At 59.3% G+C, this 14869-nt stretch carries 14 protein-coding genes; 2 read left to right on the forward strand and 12 right to left on the reverse strand.

Going from position 1 to position 14869, the window contains the following annotated elements; genetic code table 11:
• Positions 1 to 49: 49 nt before the first annotated feature.
• From QO005_RS03840 to QO005_RS03880, 9 genes are all read right to left on the reverse strand, one after another.
• The gene (locus tag QO005_RS03840; RefSeq protein WP_307156666.1) at positions 50 to 1051 is read right to left on the reverse strand and encodes an inorganic phosphate transporter; all 1002 of its coding nucleotides are present in this window, start codon (positions 1049 to 1051) and stop codon (positions 50 to 52) included.
• Positions 1051 to 1695 (reverse strand): DUF47 domain-containing protein, encoded by a 645-nt coding sequence (locus QO005_RS03845; protein WP_307156667.1) that lies wholly within the window; start codon positions 1693 to 1695, stop codon positions 1051 to 1053. The genes QO005_RS03840 and QO005_RS03845 overlap by 1 nt, the downstream gene beginning before the upstream one ends.
• 158 nt (positions 1696 to 1853) lie before the next feature.
• Positions 1854 to 2957, reverse strand: a complete 1104-nt coding sequence (locus tag QO005_RS03850; protein WP_307156668.1) for an ABC transporter substrate-binding protein — start codon at positions 2955 to 2957, stop codon at positions 1854 to 1856.
• Between the two features lie 348 nt (positions 2958 to 3305).
• Positions 3306 to 4631, reverse strand: a complete 1326-nt coding sequence (aptA, locus tag QO005_RS03855) for an omega-aminotransferase AptA (protein WP_307156669.1) — start codon at positions 4629 to 4631, stop codon at positions 3306 to 3308.
• Between the two features lie 703 nt (positions 4632 to 5334).
• A complete protein-coding gene (locus tag QO005_RS03860; protein ID WP_307156670.1) occupies positions 5335 to 5652 on the reverse strand; it encodes an ArsR/SmtB family transcription factor in 318 nt (105 codons plus the stop codon).
• A gap of 123 nt (positions 5653 to 5775) precedes the next feature.
• Complete coding sequence (locus QO005_RS03865) at positions 5776 to 6507, reverse strand: HugZ family pyridoxamine 5'-phosphate oxidase (protein WP_307156671.1); 732 nt, start codon at positions 6505 to 6507, stop codon at positions 5776 to 5778.
• 182 nt (positions 6508 to 6689) lie between these two features.
• Positions 6690 to 7742, reverse strand: a complete 1053-nt coding sequence (gene choV / locus QO005_RS03870; RefSeq protein ID WP_307156672.1) for a choline ABC transporter ATP-binding protein — start codon at positions 7740 to 7742, stop codon at positions 6690 to 6692.
• Positions 7739 to 8584, reverse strand: coding sequence for a choline ABC transporter permease subunit (choW, locus tag QO005_RS03875; protein WP_307156673.1), 846 nt, complete (start codon positions 8582 to 8584; stop codon positions 7739 to 7741). Before choW ends, choV begins: the two co-directional genes overlap by 4 nt.
• 381 nt (positions 8585 to 8965) lie before the next feature.
• The gene (locus QO005_RS03880) at positions 8966 to 9922 is read right to left on the reverse strand and encodes a choline ABC transporter substrate-binding protein (protein ID WP_370878000.1); all 957 of its coding nucleotides are present in this window, start codon (positions 9920 to 9922) and stop codon (positions 8966 to 8968) included.
• A 250-nt stretch (positions 9923 to 10172) separates the two neighbouring features.
• On the opposite strand from QO005_RS03880, the gene QO005_RS03885 reads away from it, so the two are divergent.
• Complete coding sequence (locus tag QO005_RS03885; RefSeq protein ID WP_307156674.1) at positions 10173 to 10778, forward strand: thymidine kinase; 606 nt, start codon at positions 10173 to 10175, stop codon at positions 10776 to 10778.
• A 147-nt stretch (positions 10779 to 10925) separates the two neighbouring features.
• Positions 10926 to 12032, forward strand: a complete 1107-nt coding sequence (locus QO005_RS03890) for a DUF2333 family protein (RefSeq protein WP_307156675.1) — start codon at positions 10926 to 10928, stop codon at positions 12030 to 12032.
• A gap of 139 nt (positions 12033 to 12171) precedes the next feature.
• On the opposite strand, the gene QO005_RS03895 is transcribed toward QO005_RS03890, so the two are convergent.
• From QO005_RS03895 to QO005_RS03905, 3 genes are all read right to left on the reverse strand, one after another.
• Complete coding sequence (locus QO005_RS03895) at positions 12172 to 12654, reverse strand: PAS domain-containing protein (RefSeq protein ID WP_307156676.1); 483 nt, start codon at positions 12652 to 12654, stop codon at positions 12172 to 12174.
• 42 nt (positions 12655 to 12696) lie between these two features.
• On the reverse strand, positions 12697 to 13422 hold the full coding sequence (locus QO005_RS03900) for a helix-turn-helix transcriptional regulator (RefSeq protein WP_307156677.1): 726 nt from the start codon (positions 13420 to 13422) through the stop codon (positions 12697 to 12699).
• A gap of 430 nt (positions 13423 to 13852) precedes the next feature.
• The gene (locus QO005_RS03905) at positions 13853 to 14737 is read right to left on the reverse strand and encodes an extensin-like domain-containing protein (RefSeq protein ID WP_307156678.1); all 885 of its coding nucleotides are present in this window, start codon (positions 14735 to 14737) and stop codon (positions 13853 to 13855) included.
• Positions 14738 to 14869: the final 132 nt, after the last annotated feature.

The raw sequence follows: 14869 nt of genomic DNA on the forward strand, positions 1-14869 counted from the left end.
GGGTGGGCTGGCTCCTGAACGATCAAAATACAGCCCGGTTAAAGCAGATTTAGAAGGCTTGGACCACAAAATAGGTGAGGGTCGAGATGATTGCCGCCGCAGGTAGTGTCACTACCCAGGCAATGACGATATTGCCCGCCAGCCCCCAGCGCACGGCACTGGCGCGCTTGGCCGCGCCCACGCCGACAATCGCGCCGGTAATGGTATGGGTGGTGGAGACGGGAATGCCGAGCCATGTTGCACCGAACAGCGTCAGCGCCCCGCCGGTTTCGGCGCAAAAACCCTGCATCGGGTTGAGCTTGGTGATCTTCGACCCCATGGTATGGACGATGCGCCAGCCGCCGAACAGAGTGCCCAGAGCCATGGCCGACTGGCAGGTCAGCACCACCCAGAGCGGCACATGAAAATCGCTGCCGAGATAACCCTGGGAAAACAGCAGAATGGCAATGATGCCCATGGTTTTCTGCGCATCATTGCCGCCATGTCCCAGCGAATAGAGCGAGGCGGATACGAATTGCAGCAGGCGGAAGCTGCGGTCGACGGCAAAGGGTGTCTGGCGCACGCAGATCCAAGAAACGACCAGAATGAGCAGCAGCGCCAGCAGAAAGCCGATCATCGGTGACAGGAAAATGGCGCCGATGGTGGGCAGAAGTCCGCTCCAGACCACAGCCCCCATGCCGGCCTTGGCAAAGCCCGCCCCCACCAGCCCGCCGACGAGCGCATGCGAGGAGGAGGATGGGATGCCGAAAATCCAGGTGATGATGTTCCAGCTGATCGCCCCAACCAATGCGGCAAAGATGATGGCGGGCGAGACGATATGCGGATCGATGATGCCGGTGCCCAGCGTCTGCGCCACATGCAGGCCGAAGAACATGAAGGCGATGAAGTTGAAAAAGGCAGCCCAGGCCACCGCATAATGCGGCTTCAACACCCGGGTGGAGACGATGGTGGCAATGGAATTGGCCGCATCATGCAGCCCGTTCAGAAAATCGAAGAACAGGGCGACGCCGATCAGCGCCACGAGCAGGGGAAAGGCAAGCGAGGCGTCCATCAGACATTCTCGATCAGAATGCCGCTGATTTCATTGGCAACATCCTCGAACCGGTCCACCACCTTTTCCAGTTCGCCATAGATTTCGCTGCCGATCATATAGGCCATGGCATTGCCGCTGGCGCCATGACGGCGATAGAGATCCTTCAGCCCCTGGTCGTGCAGGTCGTCAGACCGGCCCTCGACGCGGGTTACCTCCTCGGCAATGCTGCTGAGGCGATGGGCATTGGCGCCCAGCTTGTCCAGGAGCGGAATGGCCTCGGCGATCAGATGCGCGGCCTCGACGACGGCGCGGCCCATCTCCTGCATGCCGGGCTCGAAGCTCTGCTGCTCGAACAGCCGGATGGTCTTCACCGTCTTGTGCATCATGTCGATGGCATCATCCATGGACTGGATGAGATCCTTGATATCGCCGCGGTCGAAGGGGGTGATGAAGCTGCGCCGAACGGCGAGCAGCACGTCGCGGGTGATGTTGTCAGCCTCGTTTTCGAGAGCGACGATGCGGGCGCAATTGCCTTCGATATCCTTGCCGGAGAGAAGGTCGTTCAGCGCTTCGGCTGCGCCCACCACCGTTTTTGCATGGGCCTCGAACATGTCGAAGAACCGGTCCTCGCGGGGGAGCATCTTGCGAAACAGGGTGAGCATTCGTGTCGTCCACATCCGGAAATGGTTATTTTCGGCTGTCATATAAATGACATGAAACGCAAAGGAAACCGCCCGAACCTTGGAAAAGGTCCGGGCGGCTCGGATTGCGGGATGGATTCGGTGGATTATCACAAGGGTTTTTGAAAACGACCCTGTTATTACTCGGCAGCGACCGTCTTACCGTCCTGCCACTTGAAGACGGAGAAGCTCTGCGAGGTCAGGTCGCCGGTCTGGCCGTAGGTGACTTCGCCGATGGCGGTGCTGATCGGCGCGCCCGACTTCAGCGCCTGGGCCACGGCTTCGGTGTCTTCGGCGCTGCCGGCCTTGGCGATCCCGGCGGCAATGACTTCCACGGCGGCAAAGGCGTTTAGCGTGAAGGCTTCCGCCGGAATGTTCTTGGCGGCGAGAAGATCGGCGGCATTTTTCGACAGCGGGTTCTTCGTGGCGTCCGAGGCATTGGTGTAGAGCGTGCCATTGGCCGCTGCACCGCCGACATTGGTGTATTCGCTGTTCGAAAGGCCGTCACCGCCGAAGATCTGGGCGTTCAGCGCGGCATCCTTCATCTGCCGGGCCAGAAGACCGGCCTCCGGATGATAACCACCGAAATAAATGACCTCGACCCCTGCGGCTTTGAGACGCGTGACCAGCGCGCTGAAATCCTTCTCGCCCGGCGTCAGCGCGTCGTTGAACACTTCCTTGACGCCACCGGCATTCAGAGCGGCCTTGAAGGCATCCGCCAGCCCTTTGCCATACTGGCCCTTGTCGTTGAGAATGGCGATCTTCTTGTCCTTGTAATGGGCAAGCACGTATTTCGCCGCCACTTCGGCCTGCTGGTCATCGCGGCCGCAGGTGCGGAACACGGTGGCAAGGCCGCGCTTGGTCAGGTCGGGCGCGGTGGCCGTCGGGGTTACCATCAGCACGCCGTTTTCCGCAAACACGTCAGAGGCCGGAACCGCAACGCCGGAGGTGATGGGGCCGACAACGTAACGAACGCTCTCGCCCACCAGCTGATTGGCCACGGATACGCCCTGCTTCGGCTCGCCGGCATCGTCGGCGGTCTTCAGCACCAGCTTTTCACCATTGACGCCACCCTTGGCGTTGATGGCTTCGATGGCCGTTTGCGCGCCGTTCTTCACCTGCGCACCAATGGCGGCCAGCGGCCCGGTCATCGGGGCAACGAGGCCGATGGTAATATCGGCGCGCGCGGGCGAGGCTGCAATGAGGGCGGCAAGGGCCGCACCGGCGAGAAGCTTGATCTTCATGGGTCTCTCCTTGGATGGGCAGGCGGCAAAGCCATTTGCCGCAGGCCCGTCTTGATCTTGTGTGTCCTCCAACCCCCTCCGGGGCTTTTTTGTTTGCCGTTCTCTATCCAAATTGCGTCGCAAGAAAAAGGCTGCGGAGTGCGGCAGCCGGGTCATTTTTGCAATGTTTTTGCTTGGAGCTTGTCTATTTATCATCATGCCCCAGGGGCTTCGCGCAATTTTTGGAAGAGGGCTGCCTGATCAGGGGGGATGCGGACCGAGCTTCAGCTTGTCCGCAGGACATAATGCGCAAGAAAAAAAGGCGGCAGAAGACCTGCCGCCTGGGATCAGGATAGCGCCGCAGCCACCTCAGATATTGTTCATCAGCACCTTGCGCAGCTTATCGAACAACTCGTCAATCTGGGCCTTGGTGATGATCAGCGGCGGCGAAAGTGCGATAATATCGCCGGTGGTGCGGATCAGCAGGCCATCCTCATAGGCCTTGAGGAAGGCGTTGAAGGCGCGCTTGGTCGGCTCGCCGTCCAGCGGCTTCAGTTCGATGGCGCCGATCAGGCCGATATTGCGGATATCGATGACGTTCGGGCAGTCGCGGAGCGAGTGCAGTTGTTCTTCCCAATAGGGGGCAAGCTCGGCAGCGCGGGTCAGCAGGCCTTCGTCGCGATAGGTGTCGAGCGTGCCCAGGGCCGCGGCGGAGGCGATCGGATTGCCGGAATAGGTATAGCCGTGGAAGAACTCGATCAGATGGTCCGGGCCGTTCATGAAGGCATCGTGGATTTCCGAGGTCACGAACACCGCGCCCATGGGGATGACGCCGTTGGTCAGGCCCTTGGCGGTGGTGATGATATCCGGGGTGACATCGAAATATTGCGCCGCGAAGGGCGCGCCAAGGCGGCCATAGCCGGTGATGACCTCATCGAAAATCAGCAGAATGCCGTGCTTGGTGCAGATTTCGCGCAGCTTTTGCAGATAGCCCTTCGGCGGAATGAGCACGCCGGTGGAGCCTGCCACGGGTTCGACGATCACGGCGGCCACGGTGGAGGCGTCATGGAGCGTGACGATGCGCTCCAGCTCGGCGGCGAGATCGCCGCCATGCTCCGGCATGCCCTTGGTGAAGGCGTTCTTTTCCGGCAGGTGGGTATGGGGCAGGTGATCCACGCCCGTCAGCAGCGTGCCGAACATCTTGCGGTTGGAGACGATGCCGCCCACCGAAATACCGCCGAAATTGACGCCATGATAGCCGCGCTCACGGCCGATCAGACGGAAGCGCGAGCCATTGCCCTTGGCGCGGTGATAGGCCAGCGCCACCTTCAGCGCGGTTTCCACCGATTCAGAGCCGGAATTGGTGTAGAGCACATGGCTCATTCCTTCCGGCGCAATATCGATCAGCCGGTTGGCCAGTTCGAAAGCCTTGGGGTGGCCAAGCTGGAAGGCGGGCGCGTAATCCAGCTCGCCTGCCTGTTCGCGAATGGCCTCGGTGATCTGCGGGCGGCAGTGACCGGCATTGACGCACCACAGGCCCGCGGTACCGTCCAGCACCTGCCGCCCGTCATGGGTGGTGTAGTGCATGTCCTTGGCGCCCACGAAAAGGCGCGGTTCCTTCTTGAACTGCCGGTTGGCGGTAAACGGCATCCAGAAGGCGCGCATGTCGTTGGGAATGGTGGTGCGGTTGGACATGATGATCTCCCATGGCCTGAAGTGAAATGCGGGGGCCATACCCGGCAGGTTTGACGTGACGCGAAACTACAGCATGCCATCGCGGGGAGGAAAGTGGGTTTGCGACGAAAACCGGTGTAATTTCCGTTCGTCGACGGGTGCCTGACAGGCGTAGCGAGAGAGAAGAAGGCGGGATGGCATTGAAAGCGTGTGTTTCGCTTTATGGCTGCCGATTATGGGAGGACAAGTTTTACGCAAGTCAGCGCCGCCATATATGCCATCATGATCAGATGCGCATGGTCGAAGGGCAGTTCGATCCGCAATCCGGTCGCAGTTCGGCAAAACAAGACCCCGCTCAACGTCCGTTGAGCGGGGTCTTGTTCTTTGAACCAGCACCATTCGGGACGCCGTCACTGTCCCACGCTGTGTGATCCCGTTAAAACACCTTGCATGAGGCTGATAAGCTGCAATGTGCTTCAAGTTCTTGTTTTAACGCATGTCGTGATCGCAAAACCGCTGCACACTTTTGCGCGACCAGATTCAGGAGTTCATGCGAGAGGCGTGCGGTGATGATTCTCCCCAAAATGGTGGTGTCCCTACGCCGCAGAGCCGGAGTTTGCCGTTGAATTCCCTATATTATCATCTAGTAATTAAAATGAATAAAGCGAGCTCTATGGAAGGGCGCTCGGGCCTGAGACTAGGCCCTTCCATGTGAGCGTTATCATCAGGCAGCGTTGCGAGCCGCTTCGTGCTGGCAGAAAATGTCTTCCAGCGTGCCGAGCACCTTGATGACGGCGTCGGACGTGCTGGAATAATAGATGGTCTGTGCATCGCGACGCGTCTTCACCAGCTTCTGCGCGCGCAGCTTGGACAGGTGCTGTGACAGCGCTGACTGGCTGAGGCCTACCTGGGAGGCCAGTACGCCTACCGGGACTTCACCCTGCACGAGACTGCACAGGATCATCAGGCGCTTCGGGTTTGCCATGGCCGTGAGCAGGCCGGCGGCGGCATTCGAATGATCGGATAAGTCGTTGGCTTTCATCTCAGTCTTCCTTAGCGATTGAGCCTCGAAGGCTCTTCGTTGCAATCCCACACGAACCCTACACATAAAGTCTACCCATATGAGCATGATTGTATATGCCTAAATTTAAGGTATCGGTTATCCTTAAATTGACAGGCGCTGTTGGACCTCCTCAAGAGTGGTTGCAGGTGCGGAAAATTCCCAGCGAAGGGCCGAATTTCCCCAGAAAAGGTCGATTCCGGCGGCATCAAGGGCGAAAATCCGCATTTCGCGTCTTTGGCGGTTACCCCCAAAAATGTGCAGGTGTGGCGGAAGCGTACCCCCCCGATACCCTAAATCTTGTATGGCCTCGGCCTCGCTCATGCCTTCCGGCAATCGCAGGTTTTGTGAAATCCGGAAATCCTCGCCTTCCAGCAGGAAGGCTTTTCCGAAGCCGCCATTCAGGCTTGCAGCCTCTGGTATAATCCGGAAAAACAGAAAATCGGGAAAGTCGATGTAGAGTTTCGACTTCGGATGCCGCGCCAGAAACCGGGTGCGCATCGCTTCATGGATAGCGCTGTCACGCTCGACCGGCTCGGCGAGACCCTGGACGGTCAATCGCGGATGGGCAAGCGGATCGCCCTTGCCGGGCTCTCCCGCCAGGATCGACAGCCGGGGATCGGCGAGAAGCGCCTTGGTATGGGTGGAAAGCCGGGATGCCAGAATGCTGAGCGAACCATCGGGCTGCGTGCCGAGCAGAACACGGCTGACGAAAGGTCCGCCGGTCAGTGGATCAAGAACCGCCAGCGCCACATGCCGAGCCCCGCGCAGCAGGGTGCGCGCCAGTCTGCGCGCATCCTCATCCGTGGGTCTCAAAAGGGCGGATCTGTCGTTCATGCTTTTGTAAACCGGTGAACCGAATCAGTTTTATAATACAACTTTATCTTGGCTGATAAATGTTAATATAATGTATTATGTGCGCATATTATAACTCACAACTTCAACCGCAAGGTTGAAGCCCGTTTGCCGTCTTCAGGCATGCGTCCCGTCAGGCTATGCGGTGCCTGACGGGGAGGAGATCAGGCCAGGCTGGCCTGACGGTGGCGGGTCAGCGCCGCCACCACGTCCTGGGCGTCGATGCCGCCGATCACCGACCCCTGATCGACCACGCCAATGACGCCGGGCTGTCGGGCCATGGCGTCCAGCACATCCACCAGCGGCGTTTCCGGGCTGGCGGTGGCGGTGATGCCGTTGGCGGGGATGGTGGCGAGATCGGCGCGCATGACGTCCCGCGCCGTCAGCATGGCGATCGGGTTCATGTTGCGCACGAAATCGGCGACATATTGATCCGCCGGTTTCTGGACGATCTGCTGCGGCGTACCGCACTGGATGATGCGTCCGCCTTCCATGATGGCAATGCGGTTGCCGATGCGGAAGGCCTCATCCAGATCGTGGCTGACAAAGAGAATGGTCTTTTTCAGCCGCCGCTGGAATTCCAGCAATTCATCCTGAAGCCGCGTGCGGATCAGCGGGTCGAGGGCGGAGAAGGGCTCGTCCATCAGCAGGATCGGCGCGCCGGTGGCAAAGGCGCGGGCAAGGCCGACACGTTGCTGCATGCCGCCCGACAGCTCATTGACCTTGCGGTTGGCCCATTGCGTCAGGTTCACCAGCTCCAGCTGCTCGGCCACCACCTGGCGCCGCTCCTTTTCCGGCACGCCGGCAAGCTCCAGTCCGAAGCCGACATTTTCGGCGACGCTGCGCCAGGGCAGCAGCCCGAACTGCTGGAAAACCATGGAGACCGTGTGCATGCGCAGATCGCGCAAGGCCCGGGGACTGGCGCGATAGGGATCGACCGCCCCGGCCTTGGTCTTCACCGAGACATTGCCGCGCACCACCGGGGCCAGCCCGTTGACGGCGCGCAGCAGCGTGGACTTGCCGGAGCCGGAAAGCCCCATCAGCACCAGGATTTCGCCTTCCTTGACGGAGAGCGAGGCATTGGCAACGCCCAGCACAAGGCCGGTTTCCTTGCCGATCTCGTCCCGGCTCTTGCCGGCATCGATCATCGGCAGGGCGATTTCCGGCTGGTTGCCGAAGACGATGTCGACATTTCCAAAGATCACTGCGTCGCTCATGCATCATCTCCCGCTGAGGAAATCCTGAACATCCGGTCGAGAATGATCGCCAGGATGACGATGCAGAGACCTGCCTCGAAGCCCTTGGCGATGTTGACCGTGTTCAGCGCCCTGACCACCGGCACGCCAAGGCCGCTGGCGCCGACCAGCGCGGCAATGACCACCATGGACAGGGACAGCATGATCGTCTGGGTGAGGCCCGCCATGATCTGCGGCAGGGCGAAGGGCAGTTCCACCTTGCGCAGCACCTGGGTGGGCGTGGCGCCGAAGGCGATGGCTGCCTCGACCAGGGCGGGCGGGGTGGAGATGATGCCGAGCCGGGTGAGCCGTACCGGCGCGGGAATGGCGAAGATGACCGTGGCGATCAGGCCGGGCACCATGCCGAGGCCGAAGAGAATGAGGGCCGGAATGAGATAGACAAAGGTGGGAATGGTCTGCATCAGGTCGAGCACGGGCCGCATGATGGCATAGATCCAGGGCCGTCTGGCCGCTGCAATGCCGAGCGGCACGCCGATCACCATGCACACGCCGGTGGAAGCCAGCACCAGCGCCAGTGTTTCCGTCGTTTCCTTGAAGTAGCCCTGATTGATGATCAGCAGCAGGCCGATAAAGGTGAGCGCCGCAACCGCAACGGAACGCCGCAGCAGAAAGGCCAGGGCCGTGATGGCCAGCACCACCACGAGCGGCGGCGGGGTCTGCAAGATGAAAAGAATGCCTGCAATGGATTTCGAGAGAAGGAAGGACAGCTGGTTGAAAAACCATTGGCCATTCATGGTCAGCCAGTCCACGGAGACCTTGGCCCAGGGGCCGATGGGAATTTTATAGTCTGTAAGCCACTCCACGTCGCGCCATCCGAATGTCTAGAGCAATTCCAGCAAAGTGTACCGCGGTTTTGCGGCGGGAATTGCGTGAAAACAAGATCATGCCGTGCAAGGAAAAAGGGCTGCAAAAAAGGCATGTATCAAAGCAAAGGCTGGAAGTGCAGAGCATGCGGCCAGTCCCTGGTGACTTGCGCCATTGGATAGGGCCGGTTCGCTCTTTCGCTTCGAGCCAGGCGGAGGTGGCGTCCCGGCAGGTCCGGAACGCCTGATACCAAGCGTCATTGAAAATGACTCCTGGTATTCCTTTTCGAATATCTCAAGCCACTGTCGCAGTGGAGATATTCGAAATCCCTTCAAGGCGAGGAGGCTCACGCATCTTCGCCTTGGTGTGGGCTTCAGATCTTACAGGCCAAGGGCGGCCTTCACCGCCGGCAGGGCGTCCTTGCCGTCCTTGGTGGTCACGCCGGCCAGCCAGGGCTCGATGGTGGTGGGGTTGGCCTTCAGCCATTCCTTGGCGGCGGCATCGGGCTCCTTGCCGTCGTTGAGGATCTTGCCCATCACCTCGTTTTCCATGGTCAGGCTGAATTTGAGATTGGTGATGAACTTGCCGACATTCGGGCACTCGCTGGTATAGCCCGCCCGGAGATTGGTGAAGACCTGCGCGCCGCCGAAATTCGGACCGAAGACGTCGTCGCCGCCCGTCAGGTAGCTCATCTTGTAATTGACGTTCATCGGGTGCGGTTCCCAGCCGAGGAAGACAACGGGAGAGCCTTCCTTGTCGGCGCGGGAAACCTGCGCCAGCATGCCCTGTTCGGAGGATTCCACCAGCTCGAAGCCCTTGAGGCCGAAGGTGTTCTTCTCGATCATTTCCATGACGAGGCGGTTGCCGTCATTGCCGGGCTCGATACCGTAGATCTTGCCGTCCAGTTCCTTCTTGTGGGCGGCAATATCCTTGAAGTCCTTGATGCCGAGGGCCGTACCCTTGGCATTGGTGGCCATGGTGTACTTGGCGCCGGTGAGGTTCGGTCCGTAGGATTCCACTGACTTGTCGGTGGTGTAGGGCTTGATGTCGTTGCTCTGGCTCGGCATCCAGTTGCCGAGGAATACATCGATGTCCTTGTTCTTCATCGAGGTATAGGTGACCGGCAGCGACAGAACCGTGGTGGTCGTGTCATAGCCCAGCGCCTTGAGGATGACGGAGGCCGTGGCCGTGGTGGAGGTGATGTCCGTCCAGCCCACATCCGAGAAGCGCACCGGCGAACAGCTTGCCGGTTCTGCCGCATGTGCCGGCAGGGCGGCAAAAGCGGTTGCCGCCATCAGCGACGCGAAAAAGGTCTTGCGGTAGCTGAAAAATTTCATAAAAGGCACTCCCGTTTTTTTAAGTTCCCAAGTCAACACCTATAACGGAGATTTTCAAGCGTGCCGCGTGCGTTTGCGGCGCTTTCCGACCCCCGTTTGCGACGTAACGACACAGGTTGTGACGTTTTTGGGAAAGTGCATGTCGCACATAAAAGCTTGAGGACGGAGAGTCAAATCTCTGGCCAAGGCCGCGATTTTGCGCCAAGAGGCGGCCATAGAAACTCTTTTCCCCCGCGCCCCAGAGAAAGACATGGCCAAGCTCTATTTCAATTATGCAGCGATGAATGCCGGCAAGTCCACCATGCTGCTGCAGGCCTCCTATAACTATCAGGAGCGCGGCATGCGCACGGTGATCTTTACGGCTGCCTTCGATCACCGGGCAGGCGAGGGCAAGGTGGCATCCCGCATCGGGCTCTCCAGCCCGGCGCAGGTCTTCGAGGACGGGACCGATCTGTTCGAGACCATCCGCGCCATGCAGGCCGAGGCGCCGCTCGCCTGCGTCTTCATCGACGAGGCGCAATTCCTGACCGAAGACCATGTCTGGCAACTGACTCGCCTCGTCGACTGGCTGGACATTCCCGTGATGACCTATGGGCTGAGAACCGATTTTCAGGGCAAGCTCTTTCCCGCTTCGCAACTGCTTTTGGGGCTGGCCGATGAATTGCGGGAAATCCGCACCATCTGCCATTGCGGGCGCAAGGCCATCATGAACGGCCGCTTCACTGCCGAGGGAAATATCGTGCGGGAAGGTGCGCAGATCGATGTTGGCGGCAATGAAAAATATCTGTCGCTCTGCCGCCGCCATTGGGACGAACTTTTCAACGGGCCGCCGGAGGGTCTCGCGCCTGCACCATAGGGTGGCGTCGGCGCGATTGGCGGCAGCCTGCGCTTTTGTTCCGGGCTGTTATTGTCTTGTCACCGGTGCGGTCATATCTCTGAGTGGAACAATGTGCGACCTGCAACGATTGCCGCGCTGTGACGATGAAAGAGGAGAAATGCGAGGATGAACTGGCTGTCAGCGTTTTTCAGGCGGCTTGTGGCCGCACTGCGCCGCTCTGCGGAACTGGCCTATATCGCGGTCTCCTGGCCTTTCCGGGCGCGGCACAGCGAAGCTGGCAAGAAAAGCCTGATCTTCCGTCTGGCCGTCTCCGCTGTCGTTCTGGTGCTGATTGCGGCTTACGGCCAGTTTCTCTGGCGCACCCAGGTCTGGTACGGCTTCGACCCGGAATTTGCCAAATCCTATGGCTTCGCCGATCGCAAGGTGGCCGCTGGACAGCAGATTGCCGACAAGCCCGGCAGTTGCCAGAACTCCGCCATCGTCACAACGGTGGCCGACCTCACCGACATGAATGTCAACCAGAACATCTGGGTTTCCTCGACGCTCCTCTACAAGCTCGGCTTTTTCGGGCTGGATTGGGACGATACGCCCTTCTTCGACAACAAGGCCTCCTTCCAGCGCGGGGTGAACCAGGTGGCGCGCCGCGTGGCCATCGAGCTCGCCGATAATCTTGGCCGCGTGCGTGGCACCTCAGGCATCAACAGCGATCTTCAGGATGCGCGCGGCAACATTCAGTTCGATGAATTTACCTGGTATTTCGGCGCCAATCCCTTTGGCTTCAAAACGCCGACGCCGAGCTATTACCGTGCCGCCATCCGCAGCTGGCGCCGGTTCAATTCGGATCTGGAAACCTGCAAGGCCGTCTTCGATGCCCGCGCCGACAACCTCGTGCAATTGATGGACCGCGCCGCCAACGATCTCGGCAATACCTCCGATATCCTGCGCCGCCGCTCCGAAGACCACAATGCCGGTTGGTTCGATACCCGGGCGGATGACCGCTTCTGGTTTGCCTATGGTCAGCTTTACGCCCAATACGCACTTTTCCAGGCTGCCCGCGCCGATTTCGGCGATGTCATCCGCGAGCGTAACCTGACGGCCATCTGGACCGAGATGGAAAAGCAGATGGAAGCGGCCCTGCGTATTCAGCCGGCCATCATCTCCAACGGCAGCGAGGATGGCATCATCATGCCCAACCACCTCTCGACCATGGGCTTCTATATCCTTAGGGTCCGCTCGAACATGGTGGAACTGCGCTCGGTGCTGGAGCGTTGACGTTTAATACCAAGGCTCGAAGATGCTCACGCATCCTCGCCTTGAAGGAATTTCGAATATCTCAATTGCGTCAGAGGCTTGAGATATTCGAAAAAGGAATACGAAGAGTCATTTTCAATGATTCTTCGTATAAGGCGTCTCAGGCCCGAACGGCGTCTGAAGGCTCTCCGTCAGCTTTCCTGAGAAAGGTGGCGGTGGGGACTTGCGGCAGGATTTCATGGATAATGCCCTGGAGTTCTCCTGAACCCTGCCCGGTGGCGCGAAAGCGTCCGATCACCCGGATGAATTTCGTGCAGCCGCAGCGGGTGATGAGCCGGTGGATATTCTGGTAGGTCTCACCGGTGCTGCAGGCGCGCTGATAGGTTTCCAGCAGCATGTCCCGGTCATCGGGATGGATGCGTTCGGCCAGCGCCTTGATGTTGAGCGGGCCGGATTGCGGTTCGACCTCGAACAGACGATAGAAATTCTCGGTCGCGAAAAAATGCCCGCGATCGATGTCGATCCTCCAGAAGCCGCAGAGCTGGAAGGTCTGGACGAGATCCATCACGTCCTTTTCCGTCAGGCCCATCGTGTCGCACGCTTCCGGCAACCTATGGTTAATCTCCTGGATGATGAAGCTCAAGGCCTGCCTCCGCTGTTGACGGTGGCTGAAGCGGGGGCACGTTCAATCGATCAACTTCAGCCGAATGGCTTTTGCTACCAATTGTGTGCGGTTTACGCAATCCAGCTTCTTCATGGCGCTCGTTAAATAGGCATTTACGGTATGATCGGACAAAGACAGGATCTGGCCGATCTCCACGGAGGTCTTGCCCTGGGCTGTCCAGCGTGCAACCTCAAGTTCTCGCGCGGAAAGCGTTTCGGCGTGGGCAAGCTCGGTGCGGCGCAACCGGTCGTACTGGTCGAAAATCGCCAGCGACAGCATGCTAAGATCGTTGACCTCCCGCTGGGTCAACCGCTCGCGATCACCATCCAGCCGCACCAGATAACGGCGCGTATCGAGCGAGGTAAAGGGAAAGAGCGCGCCGGTCACCAGCCTGTAGCGCATCATCAGCGCCTTCATGTCCGCTGGCCAGTTTTCCGCAAGCCCGGATTCCTCCGTATCGTGAAGACACCAGATATAGGGTACGATGGAAGCGGCCAGCTTGGGAATGATCGGACATTGCCGCACGAATTGATGCCGGTCGAATTCGCGGGCAAAATCGGCAGGCAACGTGCTTTCCAGCACCAGCGGCCCCAGATAGACATCCGCCGGGCCAGGCGTCAGCGTGATCGAGGCATGCTGAAGACCGAAGCTGTCAGCCACCTCGCGCAGCATGGCCATGCAGTCGGCCCGCGTCTTCGCAGCCGTCAGAGTGGTGCTGGTCGATGATGGCCAATACATGGTTGTCATGGAAGGTGACGCTGCCGATCGTGATAAGGTAGGGGTAGCAAATTCGCCTGCTTCTGCAAAGGGTTTGACCCCCCATTATTGTAGGTAATAAAAATTCTTCCGTATATTATGGTAAACTTAAATTCCTTGCGTATGAGTGCCTGGATCCACCGTTAGCGCTGTTGTTTTGATAGAAGCTTAAACTTATAAGCCAGCTTTTAATGGCTGCACTCCCTTTCGCCAAGGGCAGTGAAAACAGAATAGCAATTTCTCCCGATAAAGGGGAGGGGTGTCGTCTAAAGTTCAACGTCAGGCTGTCCGTTTTCCGCGGTTTCTGTCCATATTGCGCAAGAAAACATACAAAATCAGTCATGTTTTACGTTCTTGCAGATGAGGATGCTTCAAAAGCCTGGCTTTCCATATACTCATTTTTGGTTGTGTTTTTTGTCTGCTAATCGGCGTCCTGACAGACGCGATATTCATTGCGCCGCTTGATCAGGTCGAGATGAAGATGATCCTTATGGGTCTCGTCGCTTCCGGGCGCCAGCACCGTGGTGAAATAGAGGCAGGCAGACGCATTCAGCGTGCGCTGGAAAGCGCCGGGAAGGGTGGGGTCGCTGTCCGGCACGATCTTCATCGGCACCTCGCCGCCTTCGAAGGTGAAGCCGGCGATGTCTATGGCATTGCCGCGGGCGTGTTCGGACATCTTGCCCGTCGCCTGACTGTTGCGGTTGCGGCAGATATAGGAGGAGGCCTGATGCACCGTCTTCAGGCGTCCCTTGTCCGGCAAGGCCTGATCGGCGGCGGGGATGGCGACGGTTTTCAGCCAGCGGGAAAGCTCCAGCGCGGCCTCGCAGCGCAGTGTCGCCTTTGGCTCCAGCGTAACCTCAGGCAGAATGCGGGTGACCTCCACCGGCTTGTCGATGCCGCAGCCATTGCCATCATCGATGCGTGGCTTCGGTTCGAATACGGCACCCTCGGCTTTCAGATCCGTCAGGCATTGCTGATAGGCGGCGGGATCTTCCGTCATGATTGGTGGCGGCGGCGGTGGGGCCTCGGGCTTGGCATCTTCCCCCTGCTCAGCGGGCTCAGCGGGCTTGCCTTCCTCTACAGCAGAAGGGGGCGTTGCCGGTTTCGGCTCCGGCACGGGCGGGTTTGCCGGTGGGGCGACTTTTTCCTCAGCCGCTTGTGGGGCCTCCGGGGTTTGAGGGGCGCGGTTGCTTTCCTGCCCGGATTTTTCACCGGGCCGCTGTTCCGGCATGGGGCCTACCGGTGGCAGCGCTGCCCCCAGCAGGAAAAAACCTCCCAAAACCATCAGAAAGCCAGTCCGTTCCATGCCGTCATCCTCAATCTACGCCGCAACGGGCAACGCGTGAGCGCCGAAATGGTTTCGAGCCGTCCTTGCGCGCCTCAAAATGCCGCTTGCGCGTTTTCGCCCGCCGGGTTATGCATAGCGCCATGAAAATCG

This window comes from Allorhizobium paknamense, assembly GCF_030815125.1.
Lineage (GTDB): Bacteria > Pseudomonadota > Alphaproteobacteria > Rhizobiales > Rhizobiaceae > Allorhizobium > Allorhizobium paknamense.